The sequence below is a fragment of the Mycobacterium heidelbergense genome (genome assembly GCF_050205645.1).
Classification (GTDB): domain Bacteria; phylum Actinomycetota; class Actinomycetes; order Mycobacteriales; family Mycobacteriaceae; genus Mycobacterium; species Mycobacterium heidelbergense_A.
The window spans coordinates 33,514-53,364 of record NZ_JBNMQT010000017.1; the positions used below are offsets into that span (position 1 = coordinate 33,514).

Annotated in this window: 23 protein-coding genes and 1 tRNA gene; 14 read left to right on the forward strand and 10 right to left on the reverse strand. The window is 67.3% G+C overall.

All coding sequences use genetic code 11. The features are described from left to right. Window positions 1–6 precede the first annotated feature (6 nt). Window positions 7–759, reverse strand: coding sequence for an O-methyltransferase (locus tag ACQI5H_RS18745; RefSeq protein ID WP_427080822.1), 753 nt, complete (start codon window positions 757–759; stop codon window positions 7–9). A 201-nt stretch (window positions 760–960) separates the two neighbouring features. On the opposite strand from ACQI5H_RS18745, the gene ACQI5H_RS18750 reads away from it, so the two are divergent. The 12 genes from ACQI5H_RS18750 (at window position 961) to ACQI5H_RS18805 (ending at window position 9,653) form a co-directional block, all read left to right on the forward strand. Then, window positions 961–1,824: a ParA family protein gene (locus tag ACQI5H_RS18750; protein WP_427080823.1), complete on the forward strand. Its 864-nt coding sequence runs from the start codon at window positions 961–963 to the stop codon at window positions 1,822–1,824. Further along, window positions 1,821–2,648: a segregation/condensation protein A gene (locus ACQI5H_RS18755; protein WP_427080824.1), complete on the forward strand. Its 828-nt coding sequence runs from the start codon at window positions 1,821–1,823 to the stop codon at window positions 2,646–2,648. The genes ACQI5H_RS18750 and ACQI5H_RS18755 overlap by 4 nt, the downstream gene beginning before the upstream one ends. Then, the gene (gene scpB / locus ACQI5H_RS18760) at window positions 2,649–3,344 is read left to right on the forward strand and encodes an SMC-Scp complex subunit ScpB (protein WP_427080825.1); all 696 of its coding nucleotides are present in this window, start codon (window positions 2,649–2,651) and stop codon (window positions 3,342–3,344) included. It begins immediately after the preceding gene. Further along, window positions 3,344–4,096, forward strand: a complete 753-nt coding sequence (locus ACQI5H_RS18765; RefSeq protein ID WP_427080826.1) for a pseudouridine synthase — start codon at window positions 3,344–3,346, stop codon at window positions 4,094–4,096. The genes scpB and ACQI5H_RS18765 overlap by 1 nt, the downstream gene beginning before the upstream one ends. Then, window positions 4,093–4,779, forward strand: a complete 687-nt coding sequence (gene cmk, locus ACQI5H_RS18770) for a (d)CMP kinase (protein WP_427080827.1) — start codon at window positions 4,093–4,095, stop codon at window positions 4,777–4,779. Before ACQI5H_RS18765 ends, cmk begins: the two co-directional genes overlap by 4 nt. Further along, a complete protein-coding gene (gene der, locus ACQI5H_RS18775; RefSeq protein WP_427080828.1) occupies window positions 4,776–6,170 on the forward strand; it encodes a ribosome biogenesis GTPase Der in 1,395 nt (464 codons plus the stop codon). Before cmk ends, der begins: the two co-directional genes overlap by 4 nt. Before the next feature lie 219 nt (window positions 6,171–6,389). After that, entirely contained in the window at window positions 6,390–7,160 is a 771-nt protein-coding gene (locus ACQI5H_RS18780) for an SDR family NAD(P)-dependent oxidoreductase (protein ID WP_427080829.1), read from the forward strand. 14 nt (window positions 7,161–7,174) lie between these two features. Next, the gene (locus tag ACQI5H_RS18785; RefSeq protein WP_427080903.1) at window positions 7,175–8,005 is read left to right on the forward strand and encodes a cyclase family protein; all 831 of its coding nucleotides are present in this window, start codon (window positions 7,175–7,177) and stop codon (window positions 8,003–8,005) included. Next, window positions 8,005–8,778, forward strand: a complete 774-nt coding sequence (locus ACQI5H_RS18790) for an IclR family transcriptional regulator (RefSeq protein ID WP_427080830.1) — start codon at window positions 8,005–8,007, stop codon at window positions 8,776–8,778. Before ACQI5H_RS18785 ends, ACQI5H_RS18790 begins: the two co-directional genes overlap by 1 nt. A 56-nt stretch (window positions 8,779–8,834) precedes the next feature. Beyond that, a tRNA-Pro gene (locus ACQI5H_RS18795) sits at window positions 8,835–8,908 on the forward strand. 114 nt (window positions 8,909–9,022) lie between these two features. After that, a complete protein-coding gene (locus ACQI5H_RS18800) occupies window positions 9,023–9,181 on the forward strand; it encodes a hypothetical protein (RefSeq protein WP_427080831.1) in 159 nt (52 codons plus the stop codon). Then, the gene (locus ACQI5H_RS18805) at window positions 9,174–9,653 is read left to right on the forward strand and encodes a pyridoxamine 5'-phosphate oxidase family protein (protein ID WP_427080832.1); all 480 of its coding nucleotides are present in this window, start codon (window positions 9,174–9,176) and stop codon (window positions 9,651–9,653) included. Before ACQI5H_RS18800 ends, ACQI5H_RS18805 begins: the two co-directional genes overlap by 8 nt. 217 nt (window positions 9,654–9,870) lie before the next feature. Here ACQI5H_RS18805 and ACQI5H_RS18810 read toward each other — a convergent pair whose 3' ends face one another. Next, window positions 9,871–10,890, reverse strand: a complete 1,020-nt coding sequence (locus tag ACQI5H_RS18810) for a TIGR03617 family F420-dependent LLM class oxidoreductase (RefSeq protein WP_427080833.1) — start codon at window positions 10,888–10,890, stop codon at window positions 9,871–9,873. 93 nt (window positions 10,891–10,983) lie between these two features. Between ACQI5H_RS18810 and ACQI5H_RS18815 the strand changes: the two genes are divergently transcribed. Next, a complete protein-coding gene (locus ACQI5H_RS18815) occupies window positions 10,984–11,307 on the forward strand; it encodes an STAS domain-containing protein (RefSeq protein WP_427080834.1) in 324 nt (107 codons plus the stop codon). Here the strand turns inward: ACQI5H_RS18815 and ACQI5H_RS18820 are convergent. The 6 genes from ACQI5H_RS18820 to ACQI5H_RS18845 form a co-directional block, all read right to left on the reverse strand. Next, window positions 11,304–12,191, reverse strand: coding sequence for an SCO6745 family protein (locus ACQI5H_RS18820; protein ID WP_427080835.1), 888 nt, complete (start codon window positions 12,189–12,191; stop codon window positions 11,304–11,306). The genes ACQI5H_RS18815 and ACQI5H_RS18820 overlap by 4 nt on opposite strands. Window positions 12,192–12,197: 6 nt before the next feature. After that, window positions 12,198–12,818 (reverse strand): TIGR03085 family metal-binding protein, encoded by a 621-nt coding sequence (locus ACQI5H_RS18825; RefSeq protein ID WP_427080836.1) that lies wholly within the window; start codon window positions 12,816–12,818, stop codon window positions 12,198–12,200. Between the two features lie 39 nt (window positions 12,819–12,857). After that, on the reverse strand, window positions 12,858–13,532 hold the full coding sequence (locus ACQI5H_RS18830; RefSeq protein ID WP_427080837.1) for a hypothetical protein: 675 nt from the start codon (window positions 13,530–13,532) through the stop codon (window positions 12,858–12,860). Between the two features lie 51 nt (window positions 13,533–13,583). Next, window positions 13,584–15,401 (reverse strand): protein kinase domain-containing protein, encoded by a 1,818-nt coding sequence (locus tag ACQI5H_RS18835; RefSeq protein ID WP_427080838.1) that lies wholly within the window; start codon window positions 15,399–15,401, stop codon window positions 13,584–13,586. Window positions 15,402–15,496: 95 nt separating this feature from the next. Then, window positions 15,497–15,838, reverse strand: coding sequence for a hypothetical protein (locus tag ACQI5H_RS18840; RefSeq protein WP_427080839.1), 342 nt, complete (start codon window positions 15,836–15,838; stop codon window positions 15,497–15,499). 150 nt (window positions 15,839–15,988) lie between these two features. Next, a complete protein-coding gene (locus tag ACQI5H_RS18845) occupies window positions 15,989–17,299 on the reverse strand; it encodes a PPE family protein, SVP subgroup (RefSeq protein WP_427080840.1) in 1,311 nt (436 codons plus the stop codon). 245 nt (window positions 17,300–17,544) lie between these two features. Here ACQI5H_RS18845 and ACQI5H_RS18850 point away from each other — a divergent pair, with 245 nt between their 5' ends. Then, window positions 17,545–18,021, forward strand: coding sequence for a polyketide cyclase (locus ACQI5H_RS18850; RefSeq protein ID WP_427080841.1), 477 nt, complete (start codon window positions 17,545–17,547; stop codon window positions 18,019–18,021). On the opposite strand, the gene ACQI5H_RS18855 is transcribed toward ACQI5H_RS18850, so the two are convergent. Next, complete coding sequence (locus tag ACQI5H_RS18855) at window positions 18,018–18,515, reverse strand: flavin reductase family protein (RefSeq protein ID WP_427080842.1); 498 nt, start codon at window positions 18,513–18,515, stop codon at window positions 18,018–18,020. The two genes, ACQI5H_RS18850 and ACQI5H_RS18855, sit on opposite strands and share 4 nt — an antisense overlap. A 5-nt stretch (window positions 18,516–18,520) precedes the next feature. After that, window positions 18,521–19,672, reverse strand: a complete 1,152-nt coding sequence (locus ACQI5H_RS18860) for an FAD-dependent oxidoreductase (protein ID WP_427080843.1) — start codon at window positions 19,670–19,672, stop codon at window positions 18,521–18,523. Between the last annotated feature and the right edge of the window lie 179 nt (window positions 19,673–19,851).

A 19,851-nucleotide genomic window follows, 5' to 3' on the forward strand; every position in this document is an offset into this window, starting at 1 on the left:
GGGGATTCAGGCCAAGAGCTCGGATTCCAGCACCAGGTCGGAGACCATCGACTGGTATTCGAGGTGCGCCTTGTGCTCGACGGTGTTCCATTGACTGCCCTGCTGTTGGCGCATGTATTCGCGGTATTTCGGTGCGCCCGGCACCCTGACGTTGTCGGCGACCACGATCGAGCCCGGATGCAGCCAGCCCCGGTCGAGGATGCTCTTCAGGTCGTTCAGGTAAGCGTCCTTGTCATGGTCGAGGAACACGAAATCGAGTGCGCCAGAAGTGAATCCATACTCGTTCGCCAGCCGGTCCAGGGTGCGCCCGCCGTCGCCGATGGTGCCGACCACACAGGTCACCCGGTCGGACACGCCGGCGTGTTCCCAGATCTGGCGGGCGTTGATGGCGTTGGCCTCGGCGAGTTCGACGGAGTACACCCTGGCGCTCGGGGCGGCCCTGGCGATCCGCAGCGCCCCGTAGCCGCAGTAGGTGCCCAGCTCCAGCGCGAGCGCGGCATTGGCACGGCGCACTGCGGCGTCCAGCAACAGCCCCTTCTCGTCGCCGACGTTGATCAGGATCGACTTCTCGTAGGCGAACTTGTCGATCGTCGCCAACACGTCGTCGATATCGCCGGCCCTCGCGTTCTTCAGGACGTACTGCACCGCGGCGGCCTCGCGGCCGTCGCCGATCTGGCCCGTCGTCAGGATGTTGCGAGTCCCGGTGGCCATTCGCCAGACCGACCATCGCAGGAGCGGTATGCGTCGCTTGAGATCCATGGGGATCCACGATAGTGGCGCCGGCGGCATGGCCGGCCAATGTTGCTGGTGTGACTAGTGTTAACGCTGCGCGCTATTGTGCCCATTACCAGCGATATTCGGCCATATTCGCTGGTTATCTCGCCCGCGGGTCGCCCGGTTTCTGCGCGTCAACCCGTTAGACTCTGCTGCGATGTTCACCTCCCGAACACTCGACCGGCGATGACCGATCCGTCCGACAGCGATATCGCTATCGGTCTGACCGGGCGTCCGCCGCGGTCGATCCCGGAGCCGCAGCCGCGCACCTCGCACGGCCCGGCCAAGGTTGTCGCGATGTGCAACCAGAAGGGCGGTGTCGGGAAAACCACGTCGACGATCAACCTGGGCGCCGCGCTCGCCGAGTACGGCCGGCGCGTGCTGCTGGTCGACATGGACCCGCAGGGCGCGCTGTCGGCGGGGCTCGGCGTCCCGCACTACGAGCTGGAAAAGACCATTCACAACGTGCTGGTGGAGCCGCGCGTGTCGATCGACGACGTGCTGCTTTCCACCCGGATCAAGCACATGGACCTGGTGCCCAGCAATATCGACCTGTCGGCGGCCGAGATCCAGCTCGTCAACGAGGTGGGCCGCGAGCAGACCCTGGGCCGGGCGCTGCATCCGGTGCTGGACCGCTACGACTATGTGCTGATCGACTGCCAGCCGTCGCTGGGCCTGCTCACCGTCAACGGGCTGGCCTGCTCGGACGGCGTGGTGATTCCCACCGAGTGCGAGTTCTTCTCGCTGCGCGGGCTGGCGTTGCTTACCGATACCGTCGACAAGGTGCGCGATCGACTCAACCCGAAGCTGGAAATCAGCGGCATCCTGCTCACCCGCTACGACCCCCGTACCGTCAACGCGCGCGAGGTGATGGCTCGCGTCGTCGAACGATTCGGCGATCTGGTGTTCGACACGGTGATCACCCGCACCGTGCGTTTCCCGGAAACGAGTGTGGCGGGTGAACCCATCACCACCTGGGCGCCGAAGTCGACGGGCGCCGTTGCGTACCGCACCCTGGCCCGCGAGTTCATCGACCGATTTGGCGCGTGAACGACACCGCTAATGGTGAGGCGCCACCGCAGAACGGCTACGCGGCTGGTTTCCAAGTCCGCCTGACCAACTTCGAGGGGCCGTTCGATCTGCTGCTGCAGCTGATCTTCGCCCACCGGCTCGACGTGACCGAGGTGGCGCTGCATCAGGTCACCGACGACTTCATCGCCTACACCCGGGCTATCGGTTCCCAGCTGGAGCTGGAGGAGACGACGGCGTTCCTGGTGGTGGCCGCGACGCTGCTCGATCTCAAGGCGGCCCGGCTGCTGCCGGCCGGACAGATCGACGACGAAGAGGACCTGGCGCTGCTGGAAGTCCGCGACCTGCTGTTCGCCCGGCTGCTGCAGTACCGCGCGTTCAAGCACGTTGCGGAGATGTTCGCCGAGCTGGAGGCCACGGCACTGCGCAGCTATCCGCGCGCGGTGTCCCTCGAGGACCGGTTCACCGAACTGCTGCCCGAGGTGATGCTCGGCGTCGACGCCGAGCGATTCGCCGAGATCGCCGCGGTCGCGTTCACCCCGAGGCCGGTGCCGACGGTGGCCACCGAGCACCTGCACGAGCTACAGATCTCGGTGCCCGAGCAGGCCCAAAAATTGCTGAGCATGCTCGAGGCGCGGGGCACCGGTCACTGGGCGACGTTTTCCGAGCTGGTCGCCGACTGTCAGGCGCCGATGGAGGTGGTGGGGCGCTTCCTGGCGCTGCTCGAACTGTATCGGTCCCGGGCGGTAGCATTCGACCAGTCAGAGCCGCTTGGCGTGCTCCAGATTTCATGGACCGGCGAACGTCCGGCCAGCGAAGCCCTGGTAGAAGTGCAGGACGAATAAGTGACTGAAGAACTGCCCGAGATCGACCTCGGCTACGGCATCCCCGAGATAGCCGAAGCGGCGCCGATGGACGCCGAGGAACTCGGCTCCGTGCTCGAGGCGCTGCTGCTGGTCGTCGACACCCCGGTCACCGTCGAGGCGCTGGCCGCCGCCACCCAGCAGCCCGTCTACCGCATCGCCGCGAAGCTGCAGCAGATGGCCGACGACCTGACCGAGCGCGAGAGCGGCATCGACTTGCGAAAAACCAGCGAGGGCTGGCGGATGTACACCCGGGCGCGCTTCGCCCCCTACGTGGAGAAGCTGCTGCTGGACGGCGCGCGCTCCAAACTCACCCGGGCCGCGCTGGAGACGCTGGCGGTGGTGGCCTATCGCCAGCCCGTCACGCGGGCGCGAGTGAGCGCGGTGCGCGGCGTGAATGTCGACGCCGTCATGCGCACCCTGCTGGCGCGCGGCCTGATCACCGAGGCGGGCGTCGACGACGACACCGGCGCCACGACGTTCGCCACCACCGAGCTCTTCCTGGAGCGGCTTGGTTTGACGTCGCTGGCCGACCTTCCCGATATCGCGCCGCTGCTGCCGGATGTGGACACCATCGAGGACCTCAGCGAATCACTGGACAGTGAGCCACGTTTCATCAAACTCGCGGGCGGTCAGGCGCCGGAGCAGTCACTGTCGTTCGACGTGGATCGGGATTGATGGTCCAGCCGGAGGAGCCCCGGGGAACGCGTCTACAAAAAGTGTTGTCCCAGGCCGGGGTCGCGTCGCGGCGGGCCGCGGAGAAGTTGATCATCGACGGCCGGGTCGAGGTCGACGGGCAGGTGGTGACCGAGTTGGGCACCCGGGTCGACCCGGACGTTTCGGTGATCCGCGTCGACGGCGCTCGGGTGGTCCTCGACGACTCGATGGTGTACCTGGCGCTGAACAAGCCGCGCGGCATGCACTCGACGATGTCCGACGATCGCGGCCGGCCCTGCATCGGCGACCTGGTCGAGCGCAAGGTGCGCGGCACCAAGAATCTCTTTCACGTCGGGCGGCTCGATGCCGACACCGAGGGGCTGATCCTGCTCACCAACGACGGCGAGCTGGCGCACCGGCTGATGCATCCCTCCCATGAAGTGCCCAAGACGTACCTGGCGACGGTGACGGGTTCGGTCCCGCGCGGGCTGGGCAAGAAGTTGCGCGCCGGCCTCGAATTGGAGGACGGCGTCGCGCGCGTCGACGATTTCGGTGTGGTGGACGCCATCCCGGGAAAGACGTTGGTGCGGTTGACGTTACACGAGGGCCGCAATCGCATTGTGCGCCGGCTGTTGGGGGCCGCGGGCTTCCCGGTGGAGTCGCTGGTGCGCACCGACATCGGCGCGGTATCGCTGGGCAAGCAGCGTCCGGGCAGCATCCGGGCGTTGCGGCTTGACGAGATCGGGCAGCTGTACAAAGCGGTGGGCCTGTGAGCGCGGACGTCGTCGTCGCTATCGACGGGCCGGCGGGAACCGGAAAATCCTCGGTATCAAGGGGATTGGCGCGGGCACTGGGTGCACGCTACCTGGATACGGGGGCGATGTATCGAATCGTGACGCTGGCCGTTCTGCGCGCCGAGGTCGAGCCCGTGGACGCCGAGGCCGTCGGAGAGATCGCCTCTAAGGTGCAGTTGTCGGTGAGCTACGACCCCGAACGCATCACGTGTTACCTTGACGGAGAAGATGTTTCGATCGAGATCCGCGGTGACGAGGTAACTCGAGCGGTTTCGGCGGTGTCGTCGGTTCCCGCGGTGCGTACCCGGCTCGTCGAGCTGCAGCGGGCCATGGCCGCGGGTCCGGGCAACGTCGTAGTCGAGGGCCGAGACATCGGCACGGTGGTGTTGCCCGACGCACCGGTGAAGATCTTCCTGACCGCGTCGGCCGAAACCCGCGCCCGGCGGCGCAACGACCAGAACGTCGCGGCGGGCCTGGTCGACGACTACGAGGGTGTTTTGGCCGACGTGCGGCGCCGCGACCACCTGGATTCCACCCGGGCGGTGTCGCCGCTGCGCGCGGCCCCGGACGCGCTGATCGTCGACACCAGCGACATGACCGAGGCGCAGGTCATCGCGCACCTGCTGGAGTTGGTCAAGCAGCGAAGCGGGGCAGTGCGGTGACCCAGGACGGCACCTGGACCGACGAAAGCGATTGGGAGTTCGTCGAATCCGGCGTCGAGGAAGCAGCGGGCCCCGCGCCGGTCGTCGCGGTGGTGGGCCGCCCTAACGTCGGGAAGTCGACGCTGGTGAACCGGATCCTGGGCCGGCGCGAAGCGGTGGTGCAGGACGTCCCCGGCGTCACCCGGGACCGGGTGTCCTACGACGCGCTGTGGACCGGACGCCGGTTTGTCGTGCAGGACACCGGGGGCTGGGAGCCCGACGCCAAGGGGCTGCAGCAGTTGGTGGCCGAGCAGGCATCGGTGGCCATGCGTACCGCCGACGCGGTGATCTTGGTGGTCGACTCGCTCGTCGGCGCCACCGCCGCCGACGAGGCCGCCGCCCGCATCCTGCTGCGCTCCGGTAAGCCGGTGTTCCTGGCCGCCAACAAAGTTGACAGCGAGAAGGCCGAGGCCGACGCGGCGGCGTTGTGGTCGCTCGGGCTGGGGGAGCCGCACGCGATCAGCGCGATGCACGGTCGCGGCGTCGCCGATCTGCTCGACGAGGTGCTCGCCGCGCTGCCCGAGGTGTCCGAAGCGGCCCCTGCGGCGGGCGGTCCCCGGCGGGTGGCGCTGGTCGGCAAGCCCAACGTCGGCAAGAGCTCGCTGCTGAACAAGCTTGCGGGCGACCAGCGTTCGGTGGTGCACGAGGTCGCGGGGACGACGGTGGATCCGGTGGACTCGCTGATCGAGTTGGGCGACAAGGTGTGGCGGTTCGTCGACACCGCGGGCTTGCGGCGCAAGGTCGGCCAGGCCCGTGGGCATGAGTTTTACGCCTCGGTGCGCACCCACTCGGCGATCGATGCCGCCGAGGTGGTGATCGTGTTGATCGATGCGTCCGACCCGCTGACCGAACAGGATCTGCGGGTGCTGTCGATGGTCGTCGAAGCCGGACGGGCGTTGGTGCTGGCATTCAACAAATGGGATCTGGTCGACGAGGACCGGCGCGAGCTGCTGGAGCGCGAGATCGACCGCGAGCTGGTGCAGCTGCGCTGGGCGCAGCGGGTCAACATCTCCGCCAAGACGGGTCGGGCGGTGCAAAAGCTGGTTCCCGCGATGGAGGCCGCGCTGGCGTCGTGGGACACCAGGATCGCCACCGGCCCGCTGAACGCGTGGATCAAGGAGGTGGTGGCGGCCACGCCGCCCCCGGTGCGCGGCGGCAAGCAGCCCCGCATCCTGTTCGCCACCCAGGCCACCGCGCGGCCGCCGACGTTCGTGCTGTTCACCACGGGCTTCCTCGAGGCCGGGTATCGACGGTTCCTGGAACGGCGCCTGCGCGAGACGTTCGGGTTCGAGGGCAGCCCGGTCCGGATCAATGTCCGGGTCCGCGAAAAGCGGGGCGGCAAGCGCCGCTGAATGCGCACCCACTAGGTTCGCGTGTGCGCCCAGGGCGCCCTGGACGCACACTCGCCGCCCAGGATGCACACCCTTTACTCCTGCCCGGCACGAATCCCACGATGCGGGTGGTGCAAGCTACATCACAGGATAAATCGTTGACTTTGTATCCTGGCGCTCCCTAACGTCTCTTGTATCTCGGGTTGATATACCCGCATCGTGAGAATTACGGAGACAGCGATGAAGCTGTTCAGCCTGCAGGACAAGTCGATACTGATCACCGGCGCGACCGGGGCGCTCGGCAGTGTCGCGGCGCAGGCCCTGGCCGACGCGGGTGCCCGGCTGACCCTGGCGGGCGGTAACGCTGCCCGCCTGTCCGAGCTGGTTGCGCAGCCAGGCCTCGACGACGCCGCGGCGGTCACCCGCCGACCGGACACGCCTGCCGACGCGAAGGCCATGGTCGAGGCCGCCGTCGCCCGGCACGGCCGCCTCGACGGGGTCCTCGTCGCCTCCGGCATGAACCACGTCCAGCCCATCACCGAGATGGCCGTCGAGGACTTCGACAGGGTGATGGACGCGAACGCGCGGGGCGCCTGGCTGATCTGCCAAGCTGCCGGGCGGGTGCTGCTGCAGCAGGGCGGCGGGGGCAGCATCGTCCTCGTCTCGTCGGTTCGTGGCTCGCTTGGCCACCCCGCCGGCTATAGCGCCTACTGCCCGTCCAAGGCCGCCACCGACCTGCTTGCCAAGTCCTTGGCGGCCGAGTGGGGCGCCGAAGGGATTCGGGTAAATGCGCTCGCCCCAACGGTTTTCCGGTCCGAGCTGACCGAGTGGATGTATGCCGGCGACGAGAAGGGGCGCACCACCCGGGAGGCGATGTTCGCACGGATCCCGTTGCGCCGCTTTGCCGAACCGGAAGACTTCGTCGGCGCACTGATCTATCTGCTCAGCGACGCGTCGAGCTTCTTCACCGGCCAGGTGATGTATCTGGACGGAGGCTACACGGCGTGCTGACTGAAAGGGAGATGATGAATATGAACTGGCCGCTCGGCGATGCCGAGTCCACACTCGAGTTCTACGACCTGTCCCATCCATGGGGTCTTGGCGTGCCGGCGTGGCCGTACTTCGAAGACGTCAAGATCGAGCGCCTGCACAACATGGCCAGAAGTCGCGTTCTCACCCAAAAGGTCACTACCGTAATGCATTCCGGCACGCACATCGACGCGCCCGCACACGTCATCGAGGGAACGCAGTTCTTGGACGAGATCCCGCTGAGTGCGTTCTTCGGCACCGGAGTCGTCGTCTCGATCCCGAAGAAGAAGTGGGAGGTCGTCACCGCCGAGGATCTGGAGAACGCCACGCCGCAGATCCGGCCCGGCGACATCGTCATCGTCAACACCGGATGGCATCACAAGTACGCCGACAGCGCCGAGTACTACGCCTACTCGCCGGGTTTCTACAAAGACGCAGGTGAGTGGTTCGCGGCCAAGGGTGTGAAAGCCGTCGGCACCGACACCCAGGCACTAGACCATCCGATGGCCACGTCGATCGGCCCGCACGGGCCTGCCGAACATGCGGGCGGCCTATTGCCTTGGGCCGTACGTGAATACGAAGAGGAGACCGGCCGCAGAGTACTCGACGACTTCCCGGAATGGGAGCCGTGTCATCGGGCGATTCTGTCCAAGGGCATTTACGGTTTCGAGAACGTCGGCGGCGACCTGGACAAGGTCACCGGCAAACGGGTGACATTTGCCGCGTTCCCGTGGCGCTGGGTCGGCGGGGACGGCTGCATCGTGCGGCTGGTGGCGATCGTCGATCCCACCGGAACCTACCGCCTCGAGACGGGTCGGGTGGCGTGATGAGCGTCATCTCAGAAGAGGCCCGCGGCAGCGGTATTCAGGTCATCGCGCGGGCGGCCGAGATGCTGCGGTTGCTGCAGGCTCACCCCGGCGGGCTCAGCCAGGCCGAGATCGGCGAGCGGCTGGGGATGGCGCGTTCCACGGTGAGCCGAATCCTCAATGCCCTGGACGACGAAGGCCTGGTGGCCTCGCGCGTGGCCCGCGGCCGGTATCGGCTGGGCCCCGAGATCGCGCGCATGGCGGCCACCGTGCGCCTCGGCGTAGTGATGGATGTGCACCCGTTCATGGAGGAGCTATCGCGGGAACTGGAGGAGACCGTGGACCTCTCGATTCTCGACGGAGACCGCGCGACGTTTGTCGATCAGGTCGTCTCGCCCCATCGGCTTCGGGCGATTAGTGCGGTCGGCGAATCGTTTCCACTGCACTGTTGCGCCAACGGCAAAGCGCTGCTCGCCAACTTGTCGGCCGACGAGCAGGCGCGGGCCGTGCCGAGTCGAATGGCGCGACTCACCGACAACACGATCACCACTGCGGCCGCCCTGCGCAAGGAGCTCGAGCGCATCCGAGCCGAGGGCATTGCCTATGACCGTGAGGAGCAGACCGAGGGCATCTGCGCGGTGGGCGCGGTGCTAACCCGGGTCCCCGAGCAGATGGTGGCGATCAGCGTGCCGGTTCCGGCCCAGCGGTTCTATCGCCGCGAGGAAGAACTCGCCCGGACCCTGCGGGCCTGGGTCCGCAAGGTCGATGCTCAGATCGCGGCGGCGCGCACCTAGGGACGGCCGGGCGTGCGGTAGGCTTTCGACCTGCTGCCGATGATCTAGGCGGTAACCGGGCTGTGGCGCAGTTTGGTAGCGCACTTGACTGGGGGTCAAGTGGTCGCAGGTTCAAATCCTGTCAGCCCGACACAGGTCAGGGAGGTTTTCATCGCTGACGACCGAGGCCAGTTTCACCGGCGTTGATGGGTAAGGCGTGCCCCTTAAGCGTGTTGACGAATTGCAGCCCGGAGACAGGATCCGCATGAAGATCGGGCACGCCACCGTCATAGCGGTCGCATCTCTTGACGACGAGCGCACGCTGCTCACCTTCGCCTACGGGACCAAGGGCGCCGCCGACAACGATCTCACCGTGGATGTCCTCGACGATGACGAGTGGGGTTGGGAGGAAGACCATGAGTGAGTTGGCTCGCGAGCTTGGCCACCCCGAGGCCCGGAAGCTGCTCGCCGGTTCCATGGCCCGGCTCGCCTACAACGGACACGACGGCTTCCCGCGAGTCATCCCCGTCGGTTTCTACTGGACCGGCGAACGCATCGTCGTCTCCACGGCACCGACCTCCCCGAAAGTCCGCGCGCTTTCATCGCGCCCGCAAGTCGCGTTGACGATCGACACCGGCTCGACTCCAGAAGAGGCGAAGGCGCTCTTGGTGCGTGGGCTCGCAACGCTCGAAACCGTCGACGGCGTGACCGACGAGTACCTCGCGGCGGCGAGGACGTCAATGGACGAGCCTGATCTTGCCGAGTTCGAACGCAACGTGCGATCGACCTACAAGCAGATGGTGCGCATCTCGATCGAGCCGCTATGGGCGCGGTTCTATGACTTTGGCGCTGGCCGGTTACCCGGTTTCCTCGCCGACCTCATCAACGACGGTTAGCGTCTTGCTCGTCGTAATGGCGGGGGCGCTGCTTCTTCTGAACGTTGTGGAAAAATGCCGTTGCCACTAGGGCCAGCAGCACAATTGCCGGGCCAACCCCCACGCCATAGCTAAACAATCCGTCCATTTTTCCCCTCCTGACTGTCGCCAGGGTAATAGTCCGCCGGCTACGCCGTCCCGGGATTGGCGAAGATCACAGACAGGGGGTTCGAAGCCGTCAGAACACGGTCGATATGCGTCGCGCGACCTCGCCGTATCGCTCGAAGCGCTCGGGATCGGCCAGGGCGTTGTACAGGACGATGCGGGTGGCGATTCCTTTGTACTTGTCGACCAGCGCGTCGGCCAGGCCGTCCCACGTCGACTCGGTGGCGAAGGTGGCAATATGGTCGTCGCTGATCTGCGCTGCCATGCCTTTGAAGTCGCCGGCCTTCTGCTTCTCGCGGATCCGCGCGGTCGTCCCCTCGAATCCGGCCTCGTCCATGATGAACGCGTAGTTGGGTGTGCTTGCGTAAAAGCTGAGGCTGGCTCGCACGAGCTCGCGTTCGGTGTGGCGTGCCTCTTCGGTGTCGCCGACGATCGTGATGACCGGCACGATGACCGCGATGTCCGATGGTGTGCGCCCCGAATTGGCCGCCCCCGCAGCGATGTTCGGCGTTGCATGGCGCGCGAGATATCCGGGCTCGCCGAGCGGATGAATGTGCACACCGTCGGCCACCTCGCCCGCCATGCGCAGCATCCACGGGTTCACCGCGGCGATGTCGACTTTGGGATCGGGCGCGTCGATGGGTCCCGGGCTCCACTGCGGAGTGATGAAGTCCAGCTCGTAGAAGTCCCCGTGGTGGTCCAGTGTCGCCGATCGGAAGGCGGTGAAGCACGCTTTGACGGCGAGCACGTAGTCGCGCAGGCGCGGGCCGGGGCGATCGAAGGGCATCCCGTAGCGGCGCACCACGTGTCTGCGGACCTGCGTGCCGAGGCCCAGCCGGAACTTGCCGTCGGTCGCCTCCTGGAGTTCCCACGCGGTTGCCGCGGTGACGAACGGGCTGCGCGGAAAGGCGACCGCAACCCCGGTCGAGAGTTCGAGACCCGGCGCGGCCTGCGACGCAACCGCGGCGTTGAGGTAGGCGGTACGCCCCGTTTCGGTGAAAAGAAGACCGGAGAATCCCGAGGCCTGCGTGCGTCGGGCAACGTCGGCGATCTGCCCCAACGGCTGCGGAACGGCCATCACATCGACCTGCATCGTCGAAAGGTACCTCGTCGGGATCGCGGGTGTGCCCGCCCACTATTCACTCCACCGCCGCACCCCGGTTGACGTGCATGCGAGGATCACCTGATGGCCCCCCCGCTCACCCTGAACATCGAGCGTGGCCCCGATGGGACGCCGCGGGTGATTGCGACGGGCGAGATCGATCTCAGCAACATCGACCAGTTCATCCGGGCGCTCGACACCGCCAGCGCAGGGAATCGCAAGCCGATCACCGTCGATCTCAGCACCATCAAGTACCTCGACAGCAGGGCGATCAACGCGCTATTCGATCAAGCCGACAAAGTCGATGGCCTGCACGTCATCGTGCATCCCCTGCTGGTTCGTGTCCTCACCATCAGCGGTCTCAACAAGGTTGCGACCGTCGAATCCGCGCCGGCAGCTTCGCCCTAGGTCAAATGTGCGCTGCCGTCGTGCAATTCGTCGCGGTGCAGATTCATCGGGGTGACGGCGGGGACATCGCCGCCGGCGATCGCCGCCCGGGCGATCGGGGTGAGCGCCCGAAACAGGGTCTCCACCTCGTCGTCGCCCAGCGCATCCAGCGCCGACAGCGCGAGCGCGTCGGTGCTCGATTCGATGTGGTCCTTCAACTGCCGGCCCGCCGCGGTCAGCGATCCATCGCCGTCGAGCAGGCCTCGCTCGGCGAGCCGTTGCTCGTGGTGACGCCACGCGGCCTCGTCGTAGTCGCGGGTGCGGGCGATGTAGTCACGGGGGACTTTGCCCGCCGCGGCGTGCAATACGTTGGATTCCCGACCGGAGACACCCGCGGCGGCCAGCACCGCCACGTGGCCATCGCCGCGCTGCTCGCGCAATAGCGTCGTCGCGTGCCACAGCGCGGCCAGCGGATCCTCGGGCCACGGCAGCGCGAGGTTCGCGGCGAACAGCGGCCGGCCGTCGACAGGGGCCTGCCGGGCCGCCTTTCCCGCCAATTCGGCTGCGACGCGGACGTTTTCGTCTGCGGTGATGCCGTAGCGACTCAGCGCCGCAACCGCGGATTCCTGCCGGGCGTGCAGCGCGGCTTCCGGACCCGCGATCTGCCATGCCGTCGGCAGGGCTTTCGCGACCCGCTCGGGCGCGAAGTTGTAGAAGATCGCGGTCACTACCTCTGTCGGCACGATGCCGAGTGGCGCCGACCGGGCGGCGAAGTAGCCCATCCAGAAGCCGCGATAACCCAGCCCGTCCAGAGCCGCCCGCGCCTCCGGCGCGAAGTACGTCACCGCGTGCACGGGCTCGAATCGGTCGTAAAGGCGTCGGGCAAGTCGCGGTTCTCTGGGCATCGCGGGTTACAGCCCCTTGGGCGCGTCGCGAACCGCTTGGACCGCGGGCGGATCGCCCGCGAAGTCGACTCGGGCCTGGCGTCCGACGGCGAACAGCAACAGCTCCTCTGGTGCGCCGGTGACGGTGACGGCCGGGCCACGCCCCGCGGTCAGCACCGTCTTGCCCTCCGGGGTGCGCAATGCGACCCGGCCGGGGACCTTCGCCAGCGTCAGGCGTGCCATCAGCGGCAGGGTGCGACGCAGTTTGGCGGCGAGCGACGGCTCGAGCGCCCGCGGCTCCCAACCCGGCTGCGCGCGCCGGACGTCCTCGTGGTGGATGAACATCTCCGCGACGTTGGCGACCGGATCGAGCAGTTTGAGCGGCGAGTAGACGGGCGGGCCGGATGCGACCTTGTCCAGCAGCTCCTCCCAGTCGCTGCGTTGGATCACGTCCTTTTGCACCTTGTCGGTGCGGGCGGCGAAGAGCGGGATGACGATGCCGGGCGCGGCGTCGAGGCGGTATTCGCGGATCACCAGATGGGCCGCCAGGTCCCGGGTGGTCCAGCCTTCGCACAGGGTGGGCGCGTCGGGCCCGACGCTGCGCATGGTTTCGACGAGGGCGGCACGTTCGCGTTGAGCAACCGACACCCTGTCAGCCTAGAGGCTGGCCTGATCCGCGGAAGTGCCTCAGCGGTCCTTCGTGACGACGGCCGAATTGTGGTTGGGGGCCCAGGCGCGCTCGAACGTCGCGATCGGTACCCGTTCGTCGCGGCCGGTGTCGATCCCGCTGTCGTTGAGGTGCACCACACCGGCCTTGGTGTCGATGCCGGTTACCACGACAAAGTGGTTGGCCCGGTCGTGCCTGCCCGCTCGGTTCCAGATGGTTTCGGCATTGAGGATCACGACGATCTTGCGCCTGTCGGCCAGATCCTGCTCCAGCGCGTTGGTAGTGGTCTGGATGTTCTCGGCCCTGATCCAGTAGTGCCAGAACAGCGCCGGCAGGTCTCGGATATCGGTGTTGCCGGAGGGTCTCCAGATGGGTCCGGGAGCCGCTGTGCTGGGGGCGGTTTCGGCCACCGCCGTGATCTGCTGCTCGGTGGGTTCGCGGCCGGTGATTTGGCCGACCGCGTCGGCCACCGCCATCTCCGCGCAGTCCGAGGAGTGTTGCTTGCGCCAATAGCGCGCGGCCGCACCGGGGTCGCCGTACATCCCCAGCTCGTGGTTGGCGTCCGGGACGGACACGCCGGTTTCGGCATGGACCGCGCCGGCCGATGCGACCCACGACGCGGAGACCGCCCCACACACCAGGGCGACGACGAGGCACGCGGCCGCCGCGACCGTCGCCCCGTTGGTGCGCGCCATGGAGGGATCATCGGCGCAGAACAGGCCAAAACGTTGCAGCGACTCGCGGGATTACCCGATGAGCTTGGTGAGCCAGGTCGCGTCCTGATAGTTGATCGCCTTGGTGCCGTCCCACACGAACGGCGTGCCCGTGGCGTTGAACCCGGCCAATGTCGTGTCTCCGGCTCCGGCCTTCGCTTTGGCGGTGGCGACGTCTTCGCCCGACTTGATGCAGTTGAGCACGCTCGGGTCGACGCCGACGGTTTTGGCCAGCTGGGCCAGTTCGCCGTCGGTGCGATCCTGCGCGGCGTTCTCCGCTGGCTGGAAGTTGCTCGCGAAAAGCCCCGTGTAGAAGGCGCTGTAGAGCTTCGGATCGTTTTGCGCGGCAACGCAATACGTCGCCGCCACCGCCCGGGTCGAGTAGTCCTTACTGTGCGACCTGTCGTCGAGGAAGTTGAGCAGGTGATAGCGCACCGCGAGCTTCTTGTTGTTAACCGCGCTGTCGATATCGCCCGCGTTCGACCGGATGAAGCTGCCGCATGGCGGACAGATGGGCTCGTTGAAGATGTCGATCGTCGTCGATGCCGCCGAGCTGCCGATAAACACGCCGTCATCGAGCACTCGCAACTCGACGGCGTCGGCCGGCTGCGGCGGGGACGTCGGCGCGGGCGGGGACGCCTTCCGCGACGGAAGGGCGACAACGAGGACGACGCCGACGACCGCCGCCGCGACGATGGCGGCGACGCCGACCCAGAGCCAGGCTTTGTAGCTGCGCTGGGGCGGTTGGCCCCATGGCGGGGTACCCGCGCCCAAATCGCCTGGCGCCCAGGCGGGAGCGCCGCCCCATCCCGTCGGCTGTGGCACCGGTCCGCCGGGACCGACCGGTGAGCCCGTGGCCGATCCCCAGCCCGGGACCGGTGTGGGTGGCGTTGGCGGTGCGTGGGCGACAGCGGGCGGCGACGGCGCGACACCACCGGGGGGTTGGCCGGTGAACGCCGCCGGCCGGCCGGCCAGTTGGCTTCGCTGCAGGATGTCGGTGGCGCGATCCTGATCGGGTGTGGCCAGCGCCGCGTACGCGGCCGCCGACAGATCACCGCAGGTGGCATAGCGGTCCGCGGGATCTTTGGCCATGCCGCAGGCGATCACGCTGTCGAAGGCGACCGGAATGCTCGGCCGCGCCGCACTCGGCCGCGGGATCGCCTGGTTCAGGTGGGCACCCATCACGCTGATCTGGTCGCCCCGATACGGCGGCGACCCGGTCAGGCACTCATACAGCACACACGTCAATGCGTAGATGTCGGCCCGGTAGGTCACGTCGGAGTCGGTGAACCGCTCGGGGGCCATGTATTTGAAGGTGCCCACCGTGGTGCCGAACTGCGTCAGCTTCTCGTCGGAGGTGGCGCTGGCGATCCCGAAATCGACGAGGTAGGCGAAGTCATCCGCGCTCACCAGAATGTTCTCCGGCTTCACGTCCCGATGCAGCACTCCAGCGGCATGCGCGGCGTCGAGCGCCGAGCCGATTTGGCGCACAATCGCCACCGCCCGCGGCGGGGACAGCGGCCCGTATCGACTCAACATGGTCGCCACGTCCATGCCGTCGATCAGCCGCATGTCCACGTAGAGCTGCCCGTCGATCTCGCCGAAGTCGTGGATCGGCACGACGTGGGGCTCCTGCAGCCGGCCCGCGGTCCGGGCCTCGCGCTGCATCCGGGAGCGGAACACCGGATCGCTGGACAGGGTCGGTGACATCAGCTTCAGCGCCACGATCCGCTCCCGCACCGTGTCCTCGGCCTCGTAGACGTCGCCCATGCCGCCACGACCGACGAGCCGCCGCAGCCGATACGGCCCGAACTCCGAACCCTCCCGCGAATCCGCGGTCGTGTCACTCATCGCCGACTCCTCACCCGCGGTGGCGTGCCAGGCATAAGGCTAATGGTTTGGGCAACCGCGGGGCACGGTGAATGCGGAGAATTCAGCGCGCCGTATTAGAGGTGGTCTTCGCCGCCGGTTCTGCGTTCGCTGAGGCCCTCCCGCGACAGGGCGCGGACAAATCCGTAGGCGTGCATCCCAGCCGGGCCAGGATTTTGGGTGATCCAGTCGTTGATTTTTCCCAGCGCGTTGGCCAGGTCATCGCGGCGGACCCGGACCAGGTAGGTCTTTCTGTCGTCGTCCGGATCGTCAGTGGCTTCCGCCACGGCGACGGGGTGCTTGAACGCATACGCGATCCCGTGCACCGAGTCATGATTGAGCGCCCAGTGAAGTTCGCTGGGCCGCAGTCGATTCACGGCCAGATTGCGGAAATCCTTGTCGTCGTTAGCGCTGCTCACGCCGATGGCCCTCCTGTAGAACGCCCGCGAGAATTTCGGCGACGTGGACTGAAGGTGATGTCGCGCATGCGATTCGATGAAAGCTTCACCCCGGACCCCCTCATCATAGGAAGGTCGGCGGTTCGTCGCCTGTCGAGCGCGTCCGGCCGGTCAGCGGCCCAGCAGGCGTCGTTTTAGCTCGAGGAATTCCTCTTCGGTCAGCACTCCCGAGTCGCGAAGCTCGGCCAGCTCCCGCAGCTCGGCGGCGATTCCCTTCACGACGCCGCCGCGTTCGAGCGACTCCGTGCCACTGGCAGGTGTTTTGGCGCGTTCCCGCCGGCCCGCGCCGAGGGCGCCGCTGAGGGCTCGGCTGGCCGTTGCTCCGACGGCCATGTCGCCCAGCGGGCTTCCGGTGCCAATGGTCAGCGCGGCGTCGGGCGCGGCGCCGGCGCTGCTCGTCGGCAACCCCAGCGCGGCGGGCCGTACGGCCGGGGTGGTCTCGGCCGTCCAGCCAGCGGGCACCGACAGCGCGCCGATCTTGTTCGCCCCACCGAGGGCCGCCGACGCCGTCGTCCCGCCGGCGAGGTTGGTGATCACCGGGAACGGTGTCGGGGGGACGGGTGCGTTCCCCGGCCAGGCCTGGATGCCAGCCCAGCCACTGACGATCTCGTCGGTGTGGGTACCGGTCAGGGCACTCACAGTATCGAAGGGCAGGGCCACCGTGCCGACGGCAAGCCCCGCCGCGCCGATTTCCGGGTCGACAAAGATCGAGCTCAGGCTGCCCAGCAGGCTGATCACGTCAAACAGCGACAGCGGGGGATCGGCCGCGGCCGGGGCGGCGAGGCCGGTCAGCGCGTTGGGCACCGCGGCCAGCGAAGAGACGGTGCTTTGCACGTTCCCGGCGGCGGTGCCGGTGCTCTGGCCGACGGCCGCGGCCTGGTCGGCCAGCCCAGTCGGGCGAGTGGTCTGCGGCGGCTGGGTGAACGGCGACAGCGTGGTCGCGGACGCCGACGAAAACGCGTAGGCGTACATCGCCGCGGCGTCCTGGGCCCACATCTCGGCATACTCGGCCTCGGTGGTCGCGATGGCCGGAGTGTTCTGCCCGAATATGTTCGTGGCCACCAACATCGCGAGCAAACTGCGGTTGGCCGCGATGGCCGGCGGGGGCACGGTGTCCGCAAACGCGGTCTCGTAGGCGGCGGCCGCCATCTTGGCCTGGACGGAGGTTTGCTCGGCCTGCGCGGCGGTCGCGTCAATCCAGGCCGCGCTGGTGGCAGCGGCGGCCGCCATCGAGGCGGCGGAGGGGCCCAGCCACGGGCCGGCGATCAATCCGGCCATCACCGATTGATACGAACCGGCCGCGGAGCGTAGTTCGGCGGCCAGCGTGTCCCAAGCAGCGGCGGCGGCCAGCATGGGGCCCGACCCGGCACCGGCATACATCCGCCCGGAATTGATTTCAGGTGGCAATGCCGCGAAGTCCATCGCTACACACCCTCCCGCAGGTCGCGTCCGAAGCGGTCCTGCGCCGCCGTGTCTTGCCCCGTTCTTGCTACGTTAATCGCCAGTTAATGTGACTTTTCCAGCGCCAACGGTATACCCATTGCCGCACACCCGATTGCAAATCGCCGCGGCCGTCAGGTATCGGCCTGGCGGAGAAATCTTGTCGAGTTCGCCGGACGAATGGCCGTACAGTAATTGGATCTCACCTTCGGGGGTTGCGAGGAATCATGACCGAACGCATCGAGATCCAACGCATCATCCCGGCACCGGCGCCCGACATCTTCGCGCTGCTGTGTGATCCGCAGGGGCACGTCGCGATCGACTCATCGGGGATGCTTCAGGACGCCGAGGGCGACCCGGTAGCGGCCGCTGGCGACACCTTCGTGGTCCACATGGACCGCGAAGCGCTCAACGATTTTCCGCAGTTCGGCAAATACGACGTCACCGTCAGCATCACCGAGTTCGAGCGGGATCAGCTAATCGCGTGGACCGTGCTGGGCCAGATAAAGCCGCCCATCGGCCATGTCTACGGCTACCGCCTCCAGCCGGCCGACGACGGGACGGGCACCGTGGTCACCGCGTTTTACGACTGGTCGAACATCGATCAGAAGTGGCGCGACGCCGGAATCTTCCCGGTGTTATCCGAGGGCGCGCTTCGGGCAACGCTGGGCATTCTCGATCGCACGGTGCGCCGCGGTTATTAGGCCTCGTGGCCCGGCGGCAAGTGCTGAACGTCGCTGAAGGACACCCAACGCTCGAGCTCGTGCGGCGGGCTGCCGTCCACCGGTTGCAGCAGGTGTCCGACGTGGTCGCCCAGGGAAAAACGATCGAGGATCTCGCCGACGAACCAGGCGGCCGCATCGTCGATGATGGGCATCTGCGCGGGGCCGTGATGCCAGGAACAGCGCTCGAACTTGTTGACCCTGTCGCCGGTTTGGCTGCCGAACAGTTCGACGACGTCGAGGTGCTCGCGGTCGAACACGTGCACCGCCAGGTGCGTGGCTTCGGCGGCCACGCGGAACGTGTGGTTCTGCGTGGACAGGCCGACCAGAAATCGGGGCGGATGGATGCTGGCCTGACTGGCGAAGCCCACCAGACATCCGGCCGCGATGTCGCTGGCCTGCGTGGTGACGACGAACATCGGATAGTTCAGCAGCGCAACCAATTTCTCGAATGCTTGCGTCCCCGGCTCGGCCACGCGCTTTAGTGTTCCCGTTCGGACCGCAATGGAATCGCGTGCTTGTTTTCGCGCACCCCGCGATACATGACCCAGCGAACGATCCACGGCATCACCACCCGGTCGACCGACCACGACGGGAAGCGGAATGCATTGCCGGTGGGGAAGAACACCTCCAGCCCGTTGGGCTGGATACCGAACAGCGATCCCCACCGCCGCCCGGGCGTGCGGAAGGTGCGCAGCTTTCGACCGGCGAACTCGGCGCGGATGTTGTGGGCCACCAGGGCATCCCCACGATTGCGGGCCGAGCTGCGCAGCGGGTCGGTGGCCGCGACGTCGCCGACCGCGAAGACACCGCGATGACCGGGCACGCGCAGGTCGGGTGCCACTCGCACGAACCCGTGTTCGTCGAGCAGTTTCGCCGGCAGCCAGTCGGTATTGGGTCGCACCCGGCCTATCGCCCACAGCACCGCATCGGCGCGAGCCGGGGGTTGTCCTGTGCTCCAGCTGACCGGTTCGCCGGTGATCTCGTTGCCCGCGAAGCCGTCCGGGATCACGGCGCGGTGCCCGGGGTGCACGCCTACACCGAGGTCGGTCAGCCTGCCTCGGATGCGCTGCCAAATCCCCGGGTGGTACGCGGCCAACGCGCGCTCTCCAGGGAAATAGAGGTCAATCCGCTTGGCGGGCCACGTGGTTGCCATGTTGGCGGCGCTGCTGACCGCGGCCGCGCCGCCGCCCAGGATGATCACCGAGTTGGCCGCCGCCAGCCGGTCGTGTGCGGCGCGCAGGCCGGCGCCGATCTCGGCGGCCGACTCCAGTGTCGGCTGCCGCCAGAAGCCGTTGGTGACCCCGGTCGAGATGACCAGCGCGTCGTATGCCTCCGTGATGGTGGTGCCATCGTCGCGCCGCGCGTGAACCGTTCGGGCGGCCAGGTCCACGCCCGTCAGCGTCGCGTGAACGGTCCTTACGCCGTCCAGCCGGCGGAACCTGTCGAACGGAATCCAGTAGTCGCGGGCCCAGTCGTGGGGCCGGGCGAGGCGTACGCCGAGTTCCTGGCCGCTCACCAACGCTGGTTTGACCGAGATTCCGACGACGTCGGCGTGGCCGGCCAGGCGGATCGCGGTCAGCAGACCCACGTCTCCCAAGCCCGCCACGACGACGCGTTTGCGGCTCGGCATCGCAGTCAATTCACTTGGGCCACAGGGCGTTTCGGTGGTCAGGAGGACCGTGGCCAGCGGGGGTGAAATCCATGCGAGCCTCCTTACGCGAAGTCGGCAAACTGTAACACGTTCTAGCAGCGTGCGCGGCCGCCAAATCGGTGGTTCACTATGCCCATCAGCAAAACGGATGCTCGGAC